At 37.5% G+C, this 18687-nt stretch carries 23 protein-coding genes; 18 read left to right on the forward strand and 5 right to left on the reverse strand.

The genetic code is table 11. The annotated features are described in order from the left end of the window. The first annotated feature begins 13 nt into the window (after positions 1-13). From AC6I5C_RS08925 to AC6I5C_RS08980, 12 genes are all read left to right on the forward strand, one after another. The gene (locus AC6I5C_RS08925) at positions 14-2050 is read left to right on the forward strand and encodes a VWA domain-containing protein (RefSeq protein ID WP_497904849.1); all 2037 of its coding nucleotides are present in this window, start codon (positions 14-16) and stop codon (positions 2048-2050) included. A gap of 8 nt (positions 2051-2058) precedes the next feature. After that, entirely contained in the window at positions 2059-2874 is an 816-nt protein-coding gene (locus AC6I5C_RS08930; RefSeq protein WP_497904850.1) for a prohibitin family protein, read from the forward strand. 36 nt (positions 2875-2910) lie between these two features. Further along, the gene (locus AC6I5C_RS08935) at positions 2911-3519 is read left to right on the forward strand and encodes a hypothetical protein (RefSeq protein WP_497904851.1); all 609 of its coding nucleotides are present in this window, start codon (positions 2911-2913) and stop codon (positions 3517-3519) included. A 225-nt stretch (positions 3520-3744) separates the two neighbouring features. After that, complete coding sequence (gene hisG, locus AC6I5C_RS08940; protein ID WP_497904852.1) at positions 3745-4602, forward strand: ATP phosphoribosyltransferase; 858 nt, start codon at positions 3745-3747, stop codon at positions 4600-4602. Positions 4603-4622: 20 nt separating this feature from the next. After that, positions 4623-5924 (forward strand): histidinol dehydrogenase, encoded by a 1302-nt coding sequence (hisD, locus tag AC6I5C_RS08945; protein WP_497904853.1) that lies wholly within the window; start codon positions 4623-4625, stop codon positions 5922-5924. After that, positions 5921-6979 (forward strand): histidinol-phosphate transaminase, encoded by a 1059-nt coding sequence (gene hisC / locus AC6I5C_RS08950; RefSeq protein WP_497904854.1) that lies wholly within the window; start codon positions 5921-5923, stop codon positions 6977-6979. The genes hisD and hisC overlap by 4 nt, the downstream gene beginning before the upstream one ends. Next, positions 6976-8109, forward strand: a complete 1134-nt coding sequence (gene hisB, locus AC6I5C_RS08955; RefSeq protein WP_497904855.1) for a bifunctional histidinol-phosphatase/imidazoleglycerol-phosphate dehydratase HisB — start codon at positions 6976-6978, stop codon at positions 8107-8109. Before hisC ends, hisB begins: the two co-directional genes overlap by 4 nt. Before the next feature lie 14 nt (positions 8110-8123). After that, on the forward strand, positions 8124-8711 hold the full coding sequence (gene hisH / locus AC6I5C_RS08960; protein WP_497904856.1) for an imidazole glycerol phosphate synthase subunit HisH: 588 nt from the start codon (positions 8124-8126) through the stop codon (positions 8709-8711). Between the two features lie 12 nt (positions 8712-8723). Next, positions 8724-9455, forward strand: coding sequence for a 1-(5-phosphoribosyl)-5-[(5-phosphoribosylamino)methylideneamino]imidazole-4-carboxamide isomerase (gene hisA / locus AC6I5C_RS08965; protein ID WP_497904857.1), 732 nt, complete (start codon positions 8724-8726; stop codon positions 9453-9455). A 4-nt stretch (positions 9456-9459) separates the two neighbouring features. After that, a complete protein-coding gene (hisF, locus tag AC6I5C_RS08970; protein ID WP_497904858.1) occupies positions 9460-10215 on the forward strand; it encodes an imidazole glycerol phosphate synthase subunit HisF in 756 nt (251 codons plus the stop codon). A gap of 37 nt (positions 10216-10252) precedes the next feature. Beyond that, on the forward strand, positions 10253-10849 hold the full coding sequence (gene hisIE, locus AC6I5C_RS08975; RefSeq protein ID WP_497904859.1) for a bifunctional phosphoribosyl-AMP cyclohydrolase/phosphoribosyl-ATP diphosphatase HisIE: 597 nt from the start codon (positions 10253-10255) through the stop codon (positions 10847-10849). Positions 10850-10887: 38 nt separating this feature from the next. Beyond that, entirely contained in the window at positions 10888-11673 is a 786-nt protein-coding gene (locus AC6I5C_RS08980; protein ID WP_497904860.1) for a tRNA pseudouridine synthase A, read from the forward strand. 50 nt (positions 11674-11723) lie between these two features. Here AC6I5C_RS08980 and AC6I5C_RS08985 read toward each other — a convergent pair whose 3' ends face one another. Together AC6I5C_RS08985 and AC6I5C_RS08990 are read right to left on the reverse strand one after the other, a co-directional pair. Next, on the reverse strand, positions 11724-12161 hold the full coding sequence (locus AC6I5C_RS08985) for a hypothetical protein (protein WP_497904861.1): 438 nt from the start codon (positions 12159-12161) through the stop codon (positions 11724-11726). Between the two features lie 129 nt (positions 12162-12290). Next, positions 12291-12515: a hypothetical protein gene (locus tag AC6I5C_RS08990; protein ID WP_053977859.1), complete on the reverse strand. Its 225-nt coding sequence runs from the start codon at positions 12513-12515 to the stop codon at positions 12291-12293. A 375-nt stretch (positions 12516-12890) separates the two neighbouring features. Between AC6I5C_RS08990 and AC6I5C_RS08995 the strand changes: the two genes are divergently transcribed. Beyond that, the gene (locus AC6I5C_RS08995; protein WP_053977858.1) at positions 12891-13073 is read left to right on the forward strand and encodes a hypothetical protein; all 183 of its coding nucleotides are present in this window, start codon (positions 12891-12893) and stop codon (positions 13071-13073) included. Positions 13074-13156: 83 nt separating this feature from the next. After that, entirely contained in the window at positions 13157-13834 is a 678-nt protein-coding gene (locus AC6I5C_RS09000; protein WP_497904862.1) for a DUF2461 domain-containing protein, read from the forward strand. Here the strand turns inward: AC6I5C_RS09000 and AC6I5C_RS09005 are convergent. Then, complete coding sequence (locus AC6I5C_RS09005; RefSeq protein WP_497904863.1) at positions 13831-14277, reverse strand: hypothetical protein; 447 nt, start codon at positions 14275-14277, stop codon at positions 13831-13833. The genes AC6I5C_RS09000 and AC6I5C_RS09005 overlap by 4 nt on opposite strands. Positions 14278-14280: 3 nt before the next feature. Further along, positions 14281-14682 carry a hypothetical protein gene (locus tag AC6I5C_RS09010; RefSeq protein WP_053977855.1) on the reverse strand — a complete coding sequence of 134 codons (402 nt, stop codon included), beginning with the start codon at positions 14680-14682 and terminating at the stop codon, positions 14281-14283. 189 nt (positions 14683-14871) lie between these two features. On the opposite strand from AC6I5C_RS09010, the gene AC6I5C_RS09015 reads away from it, so the two are divergent. The 4 genes from AC6I5C_RS09015 to AC6I5C_RS09030 all read left to right on the forward strand — a co-directional run bounded on the left by AC6I5C_RS09015 (position 14872) and on the right by AC6I5C_RS09030 (position 17405). After that, positions 14872-15762: a DUF72 domain-containing protein gene (locus AC6I5C_RS09015; RefSeq protein ID WP_497904864.1), complete on the forward strand. Its 891-nt coding sequence runs from the start codon at positions 14872-14874 to the stop codon at positions 15760-15762. Between the two features lie 5 nt (positions 15763-15767). After that, positions 15768-16157, forward strand: a complete 390-nt coding sequence (locus AC6I5C_RS09020) for an acyl-CoA thioesterase (RefSeq protein WP_053977853.1) — start codon at positions 15768-15770, stop codon at positions 16155-16157. Positions 16158-16219: 62 nt separating this feature from the next. Continuing rightward, positions 16220-16723 carry a hypothetical protein gene (locus tag AC6I5C_RS09025; RefSeq protein WP_497904865.1) on the forward strand — a complete coding sequence of 168 codons (504 nt, stop codon included), beginning with the start codon at positions 16220-16222 and terminating at the stop codon, positions 16721-16723. Positions 16724-16736: 13 nt separating this feature from the next. Next, a complete protein-coding gene (locus AC6I5C_RS09030; protein WP_497904866.1) occupies positions 16737-17405 on the forward strand; it encodes a YiaD family glycine zipper/OmpA-like lipoprotein in 669 nt (222 codons plus the stop codon). Between the two features lie 31 nt (positions 17406-17436). Here the strand turns inward: AC6I5C_RS09030 and AC6I5C_RS09035 are convergent, their stop codons facing one another. Beyond that, positions 17437-18687 carry a mechanosensitive ion channel family protein gene (locus tag AC6I5C_RS09035; protein WP_497904867.1) on the reverse strand — a complete coding sequence of 417 codons (1251 nt, stop codon included), beginning with the start codon at positions 18685-18687 and terminating at the stop codon, positions 17437-17439.

Here is an 18687-nt window from a genome sequence, read left to right on the forward strand (position 1 = left end):
AAACCAATTGTTAATGAATGACATAACAATCTTATATATCATAATTGCTGGAATAATAGCGCTACTAGTAGCGCTTTTTCAGTATATATATAAATCCAAAAAACGCACAAAAACCAGTATATTCTTGGCATTTTTAAGGTTTGTTACTGTGTTTACGGTTTTGTTGTTGCTCATTAACCCTAAGTTTGAAAAGGTCTCCTATTACAATGAAAAGCCCAATTTGGTGGTGGCCATCGATAATTCAGAATCGGTTTCGTATTTAAAACAAACCGAAACGGTTGAGGACATCATAAGTTCATTAAAATCCAATGAAGCCATAAATTCCAATTTCAATGTAGCATATTACACCTTTGGAAAGCAATTACAGCCTTTGGATTCTCTGAGTTTTGACGAAAAGCAATCAGACATGTCCTTGGCATTTAAAAGACTATCTGAGGTGTATGGAAATACCATAGCTCCAACTGTGTTTATTACAGACGGTAATCAAACCTATGGCAATGATTACGAATATGCCACCAACAGTGTATATAAGCAGCCTATTTACCCAATTATTCTTGGAGATACCACCAAATACACAGATCTTAAAATACAGCAGTTAAACGTCAATAAATATGCCTATTTAAAAAATAAGTTTCCTGTTGAAATTATTGCTGTTTATGAAGGCACGGATAAAGTTAGTACACAGCTAAAAATAACCTCAGGCAATTCGGTGATGCATTCACAGAATCTTGAATTTGACACCCAAAACACTTCTAAAATTGTTCAAATTACCTTACCTGCCAATAAAGAGGGCGTCAACAACTATAAAGCCGAATTATTCCCTTTGCAAGGCGAAAAAAACACGGTAAACAATTATAAAAATTTCGCCGTTGAAGTGATTGACCAAAAGACCAATGTAGCAATTATTTCGGATTTGGTTCACCCAGATCTGGGAGCTTTAAAAAAGGCCATTGAAAGTAATGAACAACGTTCTGGAACCATCTTAACCACAAAAGAGTATTTGAGTTCAGAACAAGATTTTCAATCGGTTATTCTATATCAACCTAACAATAGCTTTAAATTGGTTTATGACGACATTGAAAAAAGAAAACTCAACAGTTTTGTCATTTTGGGCTCGAAAACCAATTGGACATTTTTAAATGCTGCCCAACCATTTTACCAACAAAAAATAACGAGACAAACAGAAGAGTTCCAACCGGCATTAAATCCCAATTATGCCACCTTTATAGTGGAGGATTTAGGTTTTCATGACTTTCCTCCAATTGAATCGGAATTTGGCCCTCTTATCTTTACGGTACCAGTAGAACCTATTTTATTCAAAACCATCAATGGTACTCAATTGGAAGAACCACTTTTGGCCACTTTTGAAACCGGAAACCAACGACAGGCTGTTTTAGTGGGTGAAGGCATTTGGAGATGGCGTGCAAAATCGTTTTTGGAGGAACAATCATTTCAAAAGTTTGATGACTTTATCGGAAAATTGATTCAGTACCTAAGTAGCAACCAGCACAAAAGTCGTTTGAATGTTGATTACGAATCCTTTTACAACGGAAATGACGATTTGAAAATCACTGCCCAATTTTTCAACAAAAATTACGAGTTTGATGCCAATGTGTCTATCAATATTTCCTTGAAAAATCAAAACACAGAAGAAACCTATAACTTTCCTTTTGTTCTAAAAAACACCAACTATCAAGTAGACTTGAGCGGCTTGGCACCTGGACAGTACAGCTTTACCGTTTCGGTTGAAAATGAAAATATTTCAAAGCAAGGTGCTTTGCAAGTATTGGAATATAATGTGGAACAGCAATTTTTAAATGCCAATGCCAAAAAGCTTCAGCAAGTGGCTTCACTTAGCGATGGTACATCTTTGTTTTCCTCCAAATTTGAAGATTTATTTTCCTTGCTTGAAAACGATCCTAGGTATCAAACATTACAAAAAAGCACAAAAAAAATCGTACCTTTAATAGACTGGAAATTTTTACTTGGCCTTATCGCGTTAAGTCTTTCCCTTGAATGGTTTATTAGAAAATACAAAGGTTTAATTTAATATTATTTATGGAAAAAATGCCCAAAATCGCATTGCCTTTCGTGGCTTTGCTCGTTGTTTTAATTATCGTAATTACAAAATCAGCAATAACCATCGATTCAGGTGAAGCTGGCGTTCTCTACAGAACATTTGGAGGCGGAGTAGTAACAGATGAACCTCCTTTATCAGAAGGATTTCACGTTGTAGCCCCCTGGAACAAAGTTTTCATTTACGAAGTAAGACAACAGGAAGTCCTGGAGAAAATGAATGTGCTATCCTCCAATGGATTGGACATAAAATTGGAAGCTTCGGTTTGGTTCCAGCCCAAATACGAAAGTTTAGGAAAATTACACCAAGAAAAAAGTGATAAGTACCGTGAACGCGTATTGTTGCCGGCTATCAGATCTGCAGCGAGAAGTGTCGTAGGACGCTATACACCAGAACAATTGTATTCCAGTAAACGTGATGCAATTCAACAGGAAATATTTGAGGAAACCAAAAAGATAGTGGATGACCAATACATCCAGTTGAACGAAGTATTGGTAAGGGATGTAACGCTTCCGCCAACCATAAAAGATGCCATTGAGCGTAAGCTGAAGCAAGAACAGGAATCTTTGGAATATGAATTTCGCTTGGTAACGGCCCAAAAAGAAGCAGAACGCCAAATAATTGAAGCCCAAGGAAAGGCTGACGCCAATAAAATTCTGAGTGCTTCACTTACAGATAAAATCCTTCAAGACAAAGGAATTGAAGCAACCATACAACTTTCGGAATCTCCAAACAGTAAAGTCATTGTAATTGGTTCGGGAGACAGTGGTATGCCTATTATTTTAGGAAATCAATAATAATAAAATGATGTGACAAGGTTTGGTTTCATACTGATGATGCTACTATTGATGATGTCCTGCGGACCATCTATGACATCAAATTGGCTTAAACCAAACCTTGAACTTCCAAAATATTATGGCCGAATAGCCGTGATTGCCGTGAGCTCCGATTTAGAATTAAAGGAAATTCTTGAAAAACATATCGGCCAGAAATTCGAAAAACATGGCATGGACAATGTGGTTTATGGTTCGGAACTATTTAAGGAAAATATCACCCAAGGCAATTGGAATGAAACTTACATTACTAAAACCCTTAAACAAAATAGGGTAGATGGTGCCATTATTGTGAGTTATTTAGGCGATTTGGACGTTCCGGAATATAGCACTGAAGTGTTGTATGGAGCCCCTGTCAATCAACGCTTGGAACAGCATGTTAATTTGCGCTATACCGAAGTGCTAGATCCAGATTATTACACCTCCGGTAACAAAAAGTATTGGTTTGAAGCCTTTCTGTATGATTTAAGTTCAATGCAGTCCAAAGAAGAGTCTTTAATTTGGAAAGGACAATCCTCTGTATCTTCACCTTCTAGTGTTAAAAAGGGAGCGAAACGTTTTTCTAAAGTGTTGGTGGACCATCTTTATAAAAAAGAAATTCTAAAATAGATTTTAAATTATTTGGATATCTAAAATTAATTCACAAATATTTGTACTTCAAATCATTAAAAAGAAATGACTTTTATTCAATTACATCATCATTTTCATACTTGCACTCAGGCGAGATGAAGATGTGTTGAATAAATCCAAATACTATCTAAAACCCGTTTGAGTAAATCAAACGGGTTTTTTGCTTTCATGCCCCAGATTTACTCAAACATCAAAAAGCATAATATGAGTAAATTAAAAATTGCAGTTCAAAAAACAGGTCGCCTTCACGACGATTCCATGAGAATCTTAAATGACATTGGGGTATCCATAGACAATGGCAAGGATCAGTTGAAAGTTGCCGCCCGGAATTTCCCTTTAGAAGTCTTTTATTTAAGAAATGGAGACATTCCACAATATTTAAAAGACGGTGTAGTGGATGCTGCTATCATTGGGGAAAATGTCTTAATTGAAAAGGGAGGAAATCTCACCATTGTAGAAAAATTGGGATTTTCAAGATGTAAAGTCTCTGTTGCCATTCCAAAAAGTTCGAAATTCAAAAGTATTCAGGATCTTGAAGGCAAGCGCATTGCAACCTCTTACCCAAACACTGTGAATCAATATCTTAACAAACACAATATCAATGCCAATTTACACATTATCAATGGTTCTGTTGAAATTGCACCAAACATTGGCCTAGCCGATGCTATTGTAGATATTGTTTCCAGTGGAAGCACTTTGTTTAAAAACAATTTGAAGGAGGTGGAAGTCATTTTAAAATCCGAAGCGGTTTTGGCGGCTTCACCACTTATTGGAAAGGAGCAACAGGAAATTTTAGACCGACTTCAATTTAGACTGCAATCCGTTTTAAAAGGAAGGCAATCCAAATACGTGCTTCTCAATGCGCCAAACGATAAAATTGAAGACATCATTAAAATCCTTCCTGGCATGAAAAGTCCAACTGTATTGCCCTTGGCAGAAGAGGGCTGGAGCTCGGTGCACTCAGTTATCAATAAACATGAATTCTGGGACATTATCGACGAATTAAAACGCGTGGGAGCGCAAGGTATTTTGGTGTGTCCTATCGAGAACATGGTGCTGTAAACAATTAAATAAAAGTGATTATGAATATTATTGAAACTCCAGATAGATCTCAGTGGGAACTGCTATTGAAACGTCCCACAAAAAGTTTGGCCACTATAGAGCACACCGTTGAACAAATATTTGAAGATGTACAGCGCAATAGCGATGAAGCCATAAAAAAATACACATCACTCTTCGATGGTGTGACTCTAGAGTCTAATTTAGTCTCTAAACAGGAAATAGGATCTGCTTGCAATTTAGTTTCTGACAAACTAAAAACGGCTATTAATGTAGCAAAGACCAATATCGAAGCCTTTCACAAAGCTCAAAAAACAACAAAGGTATCTGTCGAGACTTTGCCCGGTGTAAACTGTTGGCAAGAAAAAAGGCCAATTGAAAAAATTGGGTTGTATATTCCTGGAGGAACAGCGCCTTTATTTTCAACAGTGCTCATGCTGGCCGTTCCTGCGCAAATTGCAGGTTGTAAAGAATTAGTATTATGCACGCCACCAAACAAATCTGGAACAATCGCTAACGAAATACTTTATACAGCCAATCTATGCGGGATTGATAAGATAATCAAAATAGGGGGCATACAAGCTATTGCAGGAATGACCTTTGGTACAGATACAATTCCCCAGGTTTATAAAATATTTGGTCCAGGAAACCAATATGTCACTGTAGCCAAACAATTATCAACTAAATATGGCATGGCAATAGACATGCCCGCTGGCCCCAGTGAATTATTGGTAGTGGCAGATGACACAGCCAATGCTACTTATGTGGCTTCGGACCTGTTGAGTCAAGCCGAACACGGTACGGATAGCCAAGTAATTCTAGTGTCCACTTCAAAATCTTTTATCAATAAAGTAATCAAAGAAGTAGAAAGTCAACTTGAGCAATTACCGAGAAAAAGTATTGCAGAAAAGGCCATAGCCAACTCCAAATGCTTTCTTATGAAAACTGATGAAGAAGCTATGGATTTAATCAACATATATGCGCCTGAGCACTTAATCATTTGTTCCGAAAACGAAGATTTTTATGTCAACGGCATCAATAATGCAGGTTCAGTATTTATTGGCAATTACACCCCTGAAAGTGCAGGTGATTATGCTTCTGGAACTAACCACACGTTACCCACTAACGGTTTTAGTAAAGCGTATTCTGGCGTGAATTTGGACAGTTTCACTAAAAGCATCACCTATCAGAGGATTACTCCTGAGGGATTGTTAGGTATTGGGGAATCCGTAGAGCTCATGGCAGAAGCAGAAGGCTTACGAGCCCATAAGAATGCGGTCTCCATTCGTTTGAATGACATCCAGAAAAAAGCTAAAACAGCATGAAAACAATGATTGATATAAAAAAACTGGCACGCCCTAATGTCATGGCATTAAAGCCTTATACTTCTGCAAGAGATGATTTTAAAGAAATGAATGCCAACTATGTGTTTTTGGATGCTAACGAAAACCCTTTCAATAATGGTTTAAATCGTTATCCAGATCCCCAACAAAACAAACTAAAAGAGATCTTATCGGAACTTAAACAAGTGTCTAAGGAACAAATCCTTTTAGGAAATGGAAGCGATGAAGTCTTGGATTTGATTTTTAGGGTCTTTTGTGAACCCAACAAGGATAGCATTGTCATTTTGCCACCAACATATGGGATGTATGAAGTTTTGGCCAATGTCAATGCGGTCAAGACTATAAAAATCTTGCTTACGGAAGATTTTCAGCCCAATGTAGAAGATATTTTAAACACTGTAGACAATACTGCTAAACTGTTGTTTTTATGCTCGCCAAACAATCCTACCGGGAACAGTTTTAAGGCATCAGTCATTGAAGAGTTGATTCAATCATTTCAAGGATTGGTAATTATAGATGAAGCTTATATAGACTTTTCTACCCAGGAAAGTTGGCTCAGCCGATTGGAGGATTTTCCAAACCTTATCGTCACTCAAACCTTGTCCAAAGCTTACGGATTGGCAGGAATACGATTGGGAATTTGCTATGCTTCCAAAGAAATCATTGCCTTGCTCAACAAGATCAAACCTCCTTACAATATCAATGAATTAACCCAACAAAAAGCTTTAAGTCAACTACAGGAAGTTGCTCAGGTTCAAGACGAAGTGTTCAGCATTTTGGAACAACGAGAACTGCTTCAAAAAGAACTTGAGAACATTTCATATATTGAAAAAATATATCCTTCAGATGCCAACTTTTTGCTTTTAAAAGTTGACGATGCCAATAAACGATATGAGCAACTTGTGGCAAAAGGCATTGTGGTTCGTAATAGGAGCAAAGAGCCCTTATGTGCCAATTGCCTGCGTATTACAGTTGGGAATCCCAAAGAAAATCAAATACTCATCCGAACCCTAAAAAATCTAGAAACCTCGTTATGAAAAAAGTATTATTTATAGACCGTGACGGTACCCTGATAAAAGAACCAGAAGATGAACAAATAGATGCATTTGAGAAATTGCAGTTCTACCCAAAAGTGTTTCAATATTTAAGCAAAATTGCAAGGGAATTAGATTTTGAATTGGTGATGATCACTAACCAAGACGGTTTGGGAACAGAAGTATTCCCGGAAAATACGTTTTGGCCCGTGCACAATTTCATTATTGAAACCTTTCAGCAGGAAGATGTCCTGTTCTCTGAACAGTTTATAGATCGTACCTTTGCCCATGACAATGCGCCCACGAGAAAGCCCAACACAGGTCTGTTGACCAAGTATTTTTCAGAAGCATATGATTTGACCCAATCCTTTGTGATAGGTGATCGGTTAACCGATGTGGAATTGGCCAAAAACTTAAATTCCAAAGCCATTTACATTAACAATCACACTAATCTGGGGACTTCTGAAATCTCTATCAAAGAAGAAGAACTGCAACCCTATATTGCACTGGAAACCGATAGTTGGGAGGAGATTTACAAGTACCTAAAGGCTAAGGACCGTGTAGCACAACTCTCTCGAAATACCAATGAAACTAAAATAGCCATAGAACTGAATTTGGATGGCACAGGAAAAAGCTCTATTGATACAGGCCTAAAATTCTTTGACCATATGTTGGACCAATTGGCACGCCACGGACAATTGGATTTAAAGATCAAGGTTAATGGCGATTTGGAAGTGGATGAGCACCATACCATTGAAGATACCGCCATTGCTTTAGGCGAGACATTTGCCAAAGCTTTAAGTGATAAACGCGGTATGGAACGTTATGGTTTCTGTTTGCCAATGGATGACTGTTTAGCTCAAGTAGCCATTGATTTTGGAGGACGGAATTGGTTGGTTTGGGATGTGGATTTCAAACGGGAAATGATTGGGCAAATGCCAACCGAAATGTTTTTCCACTTCTTTAAATCCTTTACAGATGGCGCTAAATGCAATTTGAACATCAAAGCAGAAGGCATCAATGAACATCACAAGATAGAAGCCATTTTCAAAGCCTTGGCAAAAGCCATTAAAATGGCCGTGAAACGCGATATTGAAAAAATGGTGTTACCATCTACCAAAGGAGTCTTATAAATCAAATAGAAGAAATGAAACTTGTAATTATTGATTATGGCGCAGGAAACATTAAAAGCATTCAGTTTGCTTTTGGAAGGTTAGGGGTGGAAACTACATTATCTTCCAATAAAGAGACTATTATGGCTGCAGACAGAGTTATTTTTCCAGGTGTAGGAGAGGCTAGCTCTGCCATGAATATGTTGCGCAGCCATGAATTAAACACCATAATTCCAAAACTCAAACAACCTGTTTTGGGGATTTGTTTGGGCATGCAGTTATTGTGTCAGCATACAGAGGAAGGTAATACAGATGGCTTAGGAATCTTTCAAACCAAGGTGAAACGATTTGCAACGGAACAAAATATAAAAGTACCTCAAATTGGGTGGAATACCGTGGAAAATATAACATCCAATTTGTTTAAAGGAATCCATGAAATGGCCTTTATGTATTTGGTACATAGTTATTATGCCGAAATGTGTCCAGAAACCATAGCAACCACAACCTATGGCACTTCTTATGCTTCGGCATTGCAACACAACAACTTTTACGGTGTCCAGTTTCACCCAGAAAAAAGTGGTGAAGTTGGCAGTAAACTATTAGCTAATTTTTTAGAGCTTTAAAATTATAGAAACATGAGAATAATTCCAGCCATAGATATTATAGAAGGTAAATGTGTTCGACTTACAAAAGGCGATTACAGTACCAAAAAAATATATAACGAAGACCCTTTGGAAGTTGCTAAATCTTTTGAAGGTGCAGGGGTTGAATATCTGCACTTAGTAGATTTGGATGGTGCGAAAAGCAAGCACATTGTCAATTATAAAATTTTGGAACAGATTGCCTCTAAAACCAACCTGAAAATTGACTTTGGGGGAGGTTTAAAAACGAATGAAGATTTGCACGTCGCATTTAATTCGGGTGCATCACAGATTACTGGAGGAAGCATTGCTGTTAAAAATCCTGAAATATTTGAAGCTTGGCTCAGCAAATATGGAAGTGACAAAATCCTTTTGGGCGCAGATTGCAAAGATGAAAAAATCGCCACATCAGGCTGGCAGGAAGAAAGTGATTTGAATATCATGCCGTTTATCAAATCGTATCAAGAAAAGGGAATACAGTATGTTATTTGTACCGATATCAGTAAAGATGGGATGCTAGAAGGCCCCGCAATAGAACTTTACAAGAAAATCCTTGCTCAATGCAAGGATGGTCCCCAAAGCTTAAAACTTATTGCATCTGGAGGCATTTGTAACTTGGACGATATTGATAAATTGGAAGCCATTGGTTGTGAAGGGGCCATCGTTGGAAAAGCTATTTATGAAGGTCGAATTCAAATGAAGGATCTTGAAAAAAGACTAATTTAAAATTATGTTTACGAAACGTATCATCCCTTGTTTGGATATTAAAAATGGGCGCACGGTTAAAGGCGTTAACTTTGTCAATTTATTGGACGCTGGCGACCCTGTGGAATTGGCCCAACAATACGCCAAAAAAGGCGCTGACGAGCTGGTTTTTTTGGATATTTCAGCCACTCAGGAAGCTCGAAAAACCACTTTGGAGCTCGTACTTCATGTGGCGGAACAAGTCAATATTCCGTTTACTGTTGGAGGAGGAATTGGGTCTATTGAAGATGTCGATGCCCTGTTAAAGTGTGGTGCCGACAAAGTATCGATTAATTCCTCGGCGGTGAAAAGACCGGATTTGATCAATCAGTTATCGGCTAAATTTGGAAATCAATGTATCGTGGTAGCTATAGATGCTAAACAGATTGATGGCATTTGGAAGGTTCATTTGGCAGGTGGCAGTATTCCCACAGACCTTGACCTTTTTGAATGGGCCAAGGAAGCTCAGGATAGGGGTGCAGGGGAAATCCTCTTTACTTCCATGAATCACGATGGCACCAAAAATGGTTTTGCCAATGGGGCTTTGGCGCAATTATCCAAAGAGCTTCATATCCCCATTATTGCATCGGGAGGCGCAGGAAGCATAGCACATTTTGAAGAAGCCTTCACCAAAGGAAATGCCGATGCTGCTCTTGCCGCCAGTGTATTTCATTATGGTGAAATTGAAATCAAAACATTAAAACAGAAATTGAAAGAAAAAGGCATTGCCGTCAGATTATAGAAAGCGGTGCCCAATTCATCTTTAAACTTGAAAGAGAATGCAAATAAACTTCGATAAAAACAAAAATGGCTTAGTTCCTGCCATCATACAGGATGCTGAAACTAAAAACGTCCTCATGTTGGGCTATATGAACGAAGAGGCCCTAGAAAAAACGAAAGTATCCGGCTTGGTAACCTTCTATAGCAGAAGCAAACAGCGTCTTTGGACCAAGGGGGAAGAAAGTGGAAATGTACTAAGACTTGTAGATATAAAGATTGATTGCGATGGTGATACCCTATTGATTCAGGCTACACCTTTTGGCCCGACCTGTCACAAAGGAAGTGATACCTGCTGGAACATGCCTAACCGCCTTAATTTTGGATTTCTAACAACTTTAGAAGACATTATTCAAAACCGAAAAGAGAATTTTAAACCGTCGGAATCTTATGTAGCATCCCTATTTGAAAAGGGCATCAATAAAATTGCACAAAAAGTAGGGGAAGAGGCCGTTGAAGTGGTCATAGAGGCCAAAGATGACAATGAAGAATTGTTTTTAAACGAAAGCGCCGATTTGCTATTCCATTATTTAATTTTGCTCCAAGCTAAAGGTTACACTTTAAAGGATGTGGTTGGCATACTAAAAACACGGCACTAAATTTTGCGATACCCCTAAAAATTAGCGTACTTGCCGCCATGTTTCAAGAAAGATTTTACTACGTTTTTAAGATACAGTATTTAGGATACCGTTTTCACGGTTGGCAAAAACAGCCCAAGCTAAAAACTCTTCATTTAATGATAGATAGGACCTTCAAATTTGTATTGGAGGGCAAACAATTCAAAACTCTGGCGGCAGGAAGAACCGATGCTATGGTATCTGCCAATGAGGCGGCTTTTGAACTGTTTCTCTATCATGAAATTGAAAATGAAACCGAGTTTTTGGAATGGTTCAATTACAATTTACCTCAGGATATTAGAGCCCTTTCTATGCAAAAGGTTGATGAAAATTTCAATGTCATCCAACACTCCAAAGTAAAGGAATACCTTTACCTTTTCACCCACGGACAAAAATGCCATCCGTTTTGTGCGCCAATATTAACAACAATTTTAGATCCCTTAAATATCGAGTTAATGAAAGAAGGGGCAAAATTGTTTCAGGGCTCACATAACTTTAAAACATACTGTTACAAAGCGTCAGACACTGGTGTGTTTGACAGAACCATCATACACAGTGAAATTGTAGAAAACACCATGTTTACGGCCAATTTTTTTCCCGAAGAAACCTTTGCGTTTAAGGTGAAGGGGCAAGGCTTTGGAAGAAATCAAATTCGGATGATGATGGGCGCCTTAATCAAACTTGGAAAAGGAGAAATTTCACTGGAATTCATCAAGGAATCTTTATTGCCAGGAAGTGAACACGTGGTGGAGTATATAGCACCTCCATCTGGATTGATCTTAAATTCTATAGAATTCCACGAATAAAAAAAGGTATCAGAAACTGATACCTCTATGTGAAAAGTTGTAATGATAGCTTAAGAAATCCAATGGTTCGCAATTGACTTTTTTGAGAACCATAAAAATAAAAGTGAAAAAACAATAATCATCCCTGTCATAATAACTGCAAAGGGACCGTAAATGTCAACAGATTTTACTAAAAACAGATTGTGGATCATTTGAACCACTACACCTATTAAAGAAATGAGAAAGAGGGGATAAGCCGCTTTTTTTCTTAAAACCAGAGCAATGCTGGCCAAGATGCCTCCAAAAACGGCAGTGGCAAATGCAGCAATCGCCCAAGCTGGTGTATTAGAGATAATTTCAAGTTGTTCATTGGTGTACTGAGATTTAAAACTCTCAGTTTGGTAGGTCTGCCCAAGATATTGCAAAACCCCCATAGCATTCCATACCAAGGCAACAACACTTACAATCCAAAACCAAATAGGCGGTTTTGTTTTAAAAGTCGTGTTCATAAAATTTCTATAGATTAATTGGTTAATATTCGCGAATGTAAGTACAATTTTAGGAAAACTGCTACAGTACAATTTAGGAAATTATTGGTAACCTATAAATTTTATGAAGAAAAAAATGAAAAGAAGTGATTAGTGATCGGCAATATGTACTATGGGTTCTTTGTTCACCCATTTCCCATTTTTGGACTCTCCCAAGATGATAATATCCTTAACACGTTCATATTCCTTAATGGTTCTTAACATTTTGGCTTTTGTATCTCTGTATAGCTTGATACCGTCTTTTGCCCCTCTATTTCTTATTTCTAAGTAAAACCCATCTTTGAGTTTTGCAGGCTTTGTTGCTGGTCTGCCCATGTCTTTGTGTCAATTAATTTAATTGCAGTTTAAAAAAAAAATAAACAATACACAAGTAAAATGTAATTTATTGTTTATTAAGTAGTTGCTTTTTATTATTAAAAGTAAAACATAAGCTCAAGCAATCCCTAGTAAAACCAAGCATACTGTTAATTTACGCCAATGATATGTACAATTATTCTTATAAATTATGTTAATTCAATAGAAGGTTTGTTAAAGATGTTAAAGGAGTATTCTGTCAAATATAGAAACCGTAATTTTTATTGAGAGTTTTAGGGTTTCAACCAAAATAATTAGTAGCTAAGACTTTTATTGTACCTTTAGTAAAACTAGGTTGATACCTAAACACATTTTCTAACCTTTAAAATAAGTATTATGAAAAAAGTATTTTTAGCCATTGTATTGTTGTTTTCATTGTCTGCTACTGTTACAAGTTGTAGAGAGAAAAAGTCTACCAGTGAAAAAATTGAGGATGCCATAGATGATGCAGGCGATGCTATTGAAGACGCTGCAGATGATGTGAAAGATGAAGTAGAGGATGTACTTGATAAAGATTAATTCAGTACTATAACATATCTAAGAAAGTCCCTCTAAAAAAGGGACTTTTTTGTACTTTTAAATCTCAATAAAATCTAAAAACCATGGCAACATCCTTTTCACCCGAAGTATTTAATTTTCTAAGTCAGTTAAAAGAGAATAATGATAGGGATTGGTTCAATACTCATAAAAAAAAATTTAATACGGTTGAAAAGGAAGTGAAATCAGCCTATAACCACATGCTGGAATTGTTAAAAAGCCATGACGAATTAGATAATTTGAAACTTTTTAGAATTTACCGTGATGTAAGGTTTTCTAAAGATAAATCGCCTTATAAAACCCATTTTGGAGGTTCATTTCACAGACAGAAACCACAGCTTCGTGGAGGCTATTATTTGCATATATCCCCAAACAACGAATCTTTTATTGCTACAGGATTTTGGGAGCCCAACAAAGAGGATCTCTTCCGTATGCGAAAGGAATTTGAAATGGATGCCAGTATCATGCGCAACATTATTAACGCACCAAGTTTTAAGTCCGTTTGGGGCCAATTAAAAGGTGATGAACTAAAAAGTGCGCCACGCGACTTCAATAAAGAAGATCCTGCTATAGATCTTATCAAGAAAAAGCAATACATCTTTGTGAAAAATTACACCGATAAAGAAGTGCTCTCCAACAGCTTTTTGGAAGATGTCAATGAGGCATTTAAAGCAGTTCGCCCATATTTTGACTATATGAGCGAAGTACTTACTACCAACCTAAATGGTGAATCTATTATCTAGCTAATGCTCTTTATGGTATAGGTCGTGTTGTTGAACGTCACGGAGTCACCTACAACTTTATTTTTCAAAAGCGCACCTATTGGAGAGTTTAGCGAGATTACTAAATAAGGTGAATTGTCTACGTCTATTTTGCCAATACTAGTAGCCATATAAAAGGTGGCTGTATTGGTAGTTACAAGACTTCCCAACACTACACTGTCATGTTTTAAATTGGGGTTAATCAATTTAAGGGTTTCCAAAGCTTTGGAAGCATCGGCCATATGCTGGCTGTTTTTCTCCAAATCATCAAACAGCTTTCCGCTTCCCGAGTCATCTTCGTCATCACCGCCTTTATCATTGGATTCTATGGCTTCCTTAATTAGTTCTATTTCATTTTTGTAACTAACAATGCGCTTATTGACATGTTCCAAACATGCCGATAACAGTTCGTGTTTTAAATTCATAAATCAAGCCACTTTGGGCTCTAATAACTGTATATAATCAATTAATCGTTCCTTGACCAGTCCCATCATGCGTTTGTTCAATGCTGAAGAATTTTGAATGTAGATCTCGTATTCTTCAACCGTAAATTGACCAATTACCATTCCTTTAAGGGAGTTCCGAAACTTCATATCCTTATGGATGGCATTCTCGATGTAGTCTAGTTGCTTGGACAAAGATAATTCATAAAATACATTTTTATGTTTATCTACATAATTTTTAAACACAGCAACAAACAGTTCCCCTTGAAGCTTGATAATGGGTCTTAAGGTTTGATTTTGGAAGTGCTCATCGCGAGTCATGTTCTCATAAATTAAAGCGGAAGAGATTACAGGACGAATCTGTAACAAGTCTAAAGATCGTGACATGGCTATTGTTTTTCTTAAAGTTATAAATTAAAAAAGCCGTTTTGGTTGCCCAAACCATTTGTTGTTAACTAGTTTATCAACAGTATTAACTGTTTGAATACACGTATTGCCCTTTTATATCCCATTTGCATAGGACAAATTTTCATAATACCGTATCTTTGAAAGACACTTTTTGAAAACCACATTTTTATGAAATTTGGAAGCGTTCCTAATCCCGAAGGCATAGATTTCACCATTCCACAAGACCATATAGACACCCTTCGTGTCTTGAATTCGGTGAAAGATGATAACGTACCTGAAATTTACGTGGGATGTGCCAAATGGAACAAAGCTGATCTCAAAGGATTTTACCCAAGAGGCACCAAAGATGAATTAAGCTATTACTCCCGTCAGTTCAATGCCATTGAGCTCAACGCTACCTTTTATAGGATTTTCCCTGCGGAACAATTTTCGGCCTGGTACGACAAAACCCCTGAAGGTTTTAAATTCTTCCCAAAATTGAATCAGGAAATTAGTCATTGGAAACGCCTTAATGAAGTACAGTCTGTGGTGGAAGATTACCTATTTAATGCTTCCAACCTAAAGGAAAAACTAGGGACCATCTTCCTGCAAATGCACAATAATTTTGCGCCCAAGGATTTTGACCGTGTAGTATCTTTCGTAGAACGCTGGCCCAAGGAAATACCACTGGCCATAGAGTTTAGACACACCGACTGGTATAATGACACTGTCATTTCTGATCAACTATATGATCTTTTGGAGAAGAATAATATCACCAACGTCCTAGTGGATAGTGCAGGAAGAAGAGATATCATGCACATGCGATTAACAACGCCCAAAGCCTTTGTAAGATATGTTGGAGCCAATCATGCCACAGACTATAATCGTTTGGAAGGCTGGGTAGAAAGATTGAAACATTGGCAAGATCAAGGCATTAAGGAAATCAACTTCTTTGTACATCAAAACATTGAGAAAGAATCGCCTTTGTTGTCTGCACATTTTATAGAAAAACTTAATGGTGCTTTGGGCTGCCAACTAAAAATTCCAAACAAAGACAATACACAACAAACCTTATTATAAAACCTATGAGATTTCATACTAGAAAATGGGTAAAACCCGAAGACCTAAATCCTAACGGAACCCTATTTGGAGGGCAATTATTGGCTTGGATAGATGAAGAAGTGGCACTGTATACGGTAATTCAGTTAGAGAATTCCAGAGTGGTGACCAAATACATTTCAGAAATCAACTTTACCAGCTCTGCCAAAAAAGGCGATATCATCGAAATTGGTATTGAAGTTACCAAGTTTGGAAAAAGCTCCTTAACCCTAAAATGTGAAGCCAGGAACAAAATGACCAGAGAAACCATCCTTACGGTCGATAATATTGTCATGGTGAATTTAGGTCCCGATGGCAAGCCCCAAGCACATGGTAAAACAGAAATTGAATTTGTAAAGGATAGATTGCAAAACTAATTAATTCACGGTCAACAGCTTATCAATTTTTTTGTATCTTTAAGCAACTTAAACCATTAATTATGAAAGCATTAACCGTCGCACTCCTAGGGTGCTTATTTTTGTTAAGTTGTGGCTCATCATCTTCTACGGCCGATAAAACCAACGAGCGAACCCTCAAGGGAACGTGGACTGTTGAAGATATTGATTTCATTGGTGAAGAAGGGCTTTACAAAGCCTATATGTTCGATAACACCGATTCTGCTTGTTTGCGAGGTAGTGAGTGGGTTTTTATTCCCAACAACAACACGGGACGCTTTACTACTAATGCCAGTAATTCTACCTGCCAAGTAACTAGCAGCCGTATGATTTGGTCCTTTTATGAAACCGAGGGTGCTCGTTACTTTCAATTCAAATATGCGGATGAGAAAAACCATCCCTTGGACAAATCCAAAACGGGATACCGTTCTAAAATTGAAAGTTTAAGTGCTTCCAATATGGTATTGCGTGTACCATCTACCTATGAAGGAAAATCTTTCGATGTGCTTCTAAAGTTTTCTAAAGTTTCGGACGACATTAACTTATAAAAACCAATAAATCATGAAAATACAATTAAAATACACGCTTGTTATAATGATTTCGGCCCTAATGATTAGTTGTAGTGCCATACAAAATTCAAATAAAACCCAAAGAGGAGCTGCGGCAGGGGCAGCAGGTGGTGCTTTGGTTGGGGGCTTGATAGGGGGAGACCTTAAAGGCGCCTTAATTGGAGCTGCCGTAGGTGGGGCCTCCGGAGCCATTATTGGGAATGTTATGGATAAGCAGGCCAAGAAAATTGAACAAGCGGTACCAGGAGCCGAAGTGGAACGTATTGGAGAGGGGATTCACTTATCTTTTGATGATAGAAGTGGCGTCACCTTTACCATCAACAAATCAGATTTAACGCCAGAAGCAAAAAGCAATTTGGATGCACTTTCAGAAGTGTTTATAGAATTTCCAGACACTAACCTGTTGGTTGAAGGGCATACAGACTCTTCGGGAGATGAAGCCTACAATATGTCATTATCCAAAAAAAGAGCGCAGTCTGTAGTAGATTATTTAGTGGCCAAAGGAGTTTCCAGAGGACGCTTCTCTGTAGAGGGTTATGGAGAAACCAAACCGCGTTTTGACAATTCCACCGAAGAAGGAAGAATTAAAAATAGACGCGTTGAAATAGGAATCGTTGCCAATCAGGAAATGATTGATGAAGCCAAGGCAAAAGCCAATTAGTACACCAAATTATTATTAAGAAACCTAAACTTTAGTTCTTGCTAAGGTTTAGGTTTCCATTTATTACCTCGAACACTTCCAGCCCAAAGTAGGGAACCGCTGCAAGCATATGATCAAAAATATCTGAAATGATATATTCATAATTCTCCCAACGCTTGTCACTACTAAATGCATAAATTTCTAAAGGAATACCATGTGCTGTAGCCTCCAATTGGCGCGTCATGATCATCATATCCTTATTAATGGCTGAATGGTTTTCAATATAAGTCTGTATATACTTTCTAAACACACCCAAATTAGTCAGGTTTCTACCGTTTATAAGCAAAGACTTATCAATATTATGGTTGCTATTGTAGTTGTCAATATCTTTTTGACGTGTCGTAAGATAATTGTTAATCAACTGAATCTTTTTAAGGTCTTCCACACCTTGAGGGTCTAAATATTTTACCGAAGACACTTTAATAATTAAGGATCTCTTAATTCGTCGTCCGCCGGAATTGCTCATCCCTCGCCAATTCTTAAAAGATTCCGAAATAAGGGCAGAGGTCGGGATATTGGTAATGGTATTGTCAAAATTTTGTACCTGAACCGTATTCAAATTGATTTCGATTACCGTACCATCCGCTCCAAACTTTTCAATGGTCACCCAATCGCCAATTCTGATGGTGTCGTTTACTGCAACCTGAATACTGGCCACAAACCCCAAAATGGTATCCTTGAAAATCAACAGTAAAACCGCCGAAGCAGCCCCTAATCCTGTTAAAAATCGAACAATGGAAATATTGGTAAGAATTGCAAAACAAAGAATCAAACCAATCCCCCATACAAAAAGCATTACAACCTGTATGTAACTGTCTATAGGCTTGTCCTTAAGGCGAGGCAAGGTTTTAAAATAGGCTTCTAAAGTCTTTAAAACACTTCTTAAAATCCAAATGAAGAGTAGGACTCCATACACTTTAATCAAAGCTTCTACAGGAGCCTCAAAGTTTGGAAAGTCCACAAAAACTACAGGGAAAAGATTTAAGGTGATTAAAAAAGGTACCAAATGCGCCAAATTTCGAGGGGCCTTATGGGAAATTAAAAGGTCGTCGAAATTGGTTTTGGATTTATGGGCAAATTTTTCAAAAGTGCTCACTAATATTTTTTTGGTCACCACATCCGCAACAAGAATGATGATAGCCAAAATGACTAGCAATACTCCCATATTCAAATAGGTGGCTGCCGTTTCCGAAAAGTCTAAAGAAATAAAATAATCGTAAAAATAATGCGAAAATGATTCCAC

This window comes from Mangrovimonas sp. sgz306409 (assembly GCF_059735265.1).

Bases quoted from the DNA above. Each gene is read 5' to 3' on its own strand.
- AC6I5C_RS08925 (WP_497904849.1), top strand. From the start codon at position 14: ATGAATGACATAACAATCTTATATATCATAATTGCTGGAATAATAGCG.
- AC6I5C_RS08930 (WP_497904850.1), top strand. From the start codon at position 2,059: ATGGAAAAAATGCCCAAAATCGCATTGCCTTTCGTGGCTTTGCTCGTT.
- AC6I5C_RS08935 (WP_497904851.1), top strand. From the start codon at position 2,911: ATGATGCTACTATTGATGATGTCCTGCGGACCATCTATGACATCAAAT.
- hisG (WP_497904852.1), top strand. From the start codon at position 3,745: ATGAGTAAATTAAAAATTGCAGTTCAAAAAACAGGTCGCCTTCACGAC.
- hisD (WP_497904853.1), top strand. From the start codon at position 4,623: ATGAATATTATTGAAACTCCAGATAGATCTCAGTGGGAACTGCTATTG.
- hisC (WP_497904854.1), top strand. From the start codon at position 5,921: ATGAAAACAATGATTGATATAAAAAAACTGGCACGCCCTAATGTCATG.
- hisB (WP_497904855.1), top strand. From the start codon at position 6,976: ATGAAAAAAGTATTATTTATAGACCGTGACGGTACCCTGATAAAAGAA.
- hisH (WP_497904856.1), top strand. From the start codon at position 8,124: ATGAAACTTGTAATTATTGATTATGGCGCAGGAAACATTAAAAGCATT.
- hisA (WP_497904857.1), top strand. From the start codon at position 8,724: ATGAGAATAATTCCAGCCATAGATATTATAGAAGGTAAATGTGTTCGA.
- hisF (WP_497904858.1), top strand. From the start codon at position 9,460: ATGTTTACGAAACGTATCATCCCTTGTTTGGATATTAAAAATGGGCGC.
- hisIE (WP_497904859.1), top strand. From the start codon at position 10,253: ATGCAAATAAACTTCGATAAAAACAAAAATGGCTTAGTTCCTGCCATC.
- AC6I5C_RS08980 (WP_497904860.1), top strand. From the start codon at position 10,888: ATGTTTCAAGAAAGATTTTACTACGTTTTTAAGATACAGTATTTAGGA.
- AC6I5C_RS08985 (WP_497904861.1), bottom strand. From the start codon at position 12,161: ATGAACACGACTTTTAAAACAAAACCGCCTATTTGGTTTTGGATTGTA.
- AC6I5C_RS08990 (WP_053977859.1), bottom strand. From the start codon at position 12,515: ATGGGCAGACCAGCAACAAAGCCTGCAAAACTCAAAGATGGGTTTTAC.
- AC6I5C_RS08995 (WP_053977858.1), top strand. From the start codon at position 12,891: ATGAAAAAAGTATTTTTAGCCATTGTATTGTTGTTTTCATTGTCTGCT.
- AC6I5C_RS09000 (WP_497904862.1), top strand. From the start codon at position 13,157: ATGGCAACATCCTTTTCACCCGAAGTATTTAATTTTCTAAGTCAGTTA.
- AC6I5C_RS09005 (WP_497904863.1), bottom strand. From the start codon at position 14,277: ATGAATTTAAAACACGAACTGTTATCGGCATGTTTGGAACATGTCAAT.
- AC6I5C_RS09010 (WP_053977855.1), bottom strand. From the start codon at position 14,682: ATGTCACGATCTTTAGACTTGTTACAGATTCGTCCTGTAATCTCTTCC.
- AC6I5C_RS09015 (WP_497904864.1), top strand. From the start codon at position 14,872: ATGAAATTTGGAAGCGTTCCTAATCCCGAAGGCATAGATTTCACCATT.
- AC6I5C_RS09020 (WP_053977853.1), top strand. From the start codon at position 15,768: ATGAGATTTCATACTAGAAAATGGGTAAAACCCGAAGACCTAAATCCT.
- AC6I5C_RS09025 (WP_497904865.1), top strand. From the start codon at position 16,220: ATGAAAGCATTAACCGTCGCACTCCTAGGGTGCTTATTTTTGTTAAGT.
- AC6I5C_RS09030 (WP_497904866.1), top strand. From the start codon at position 16,737: ATGAAAATACAATTAAAATACACGCTTGTTATAATGATTTCGGCCCTA.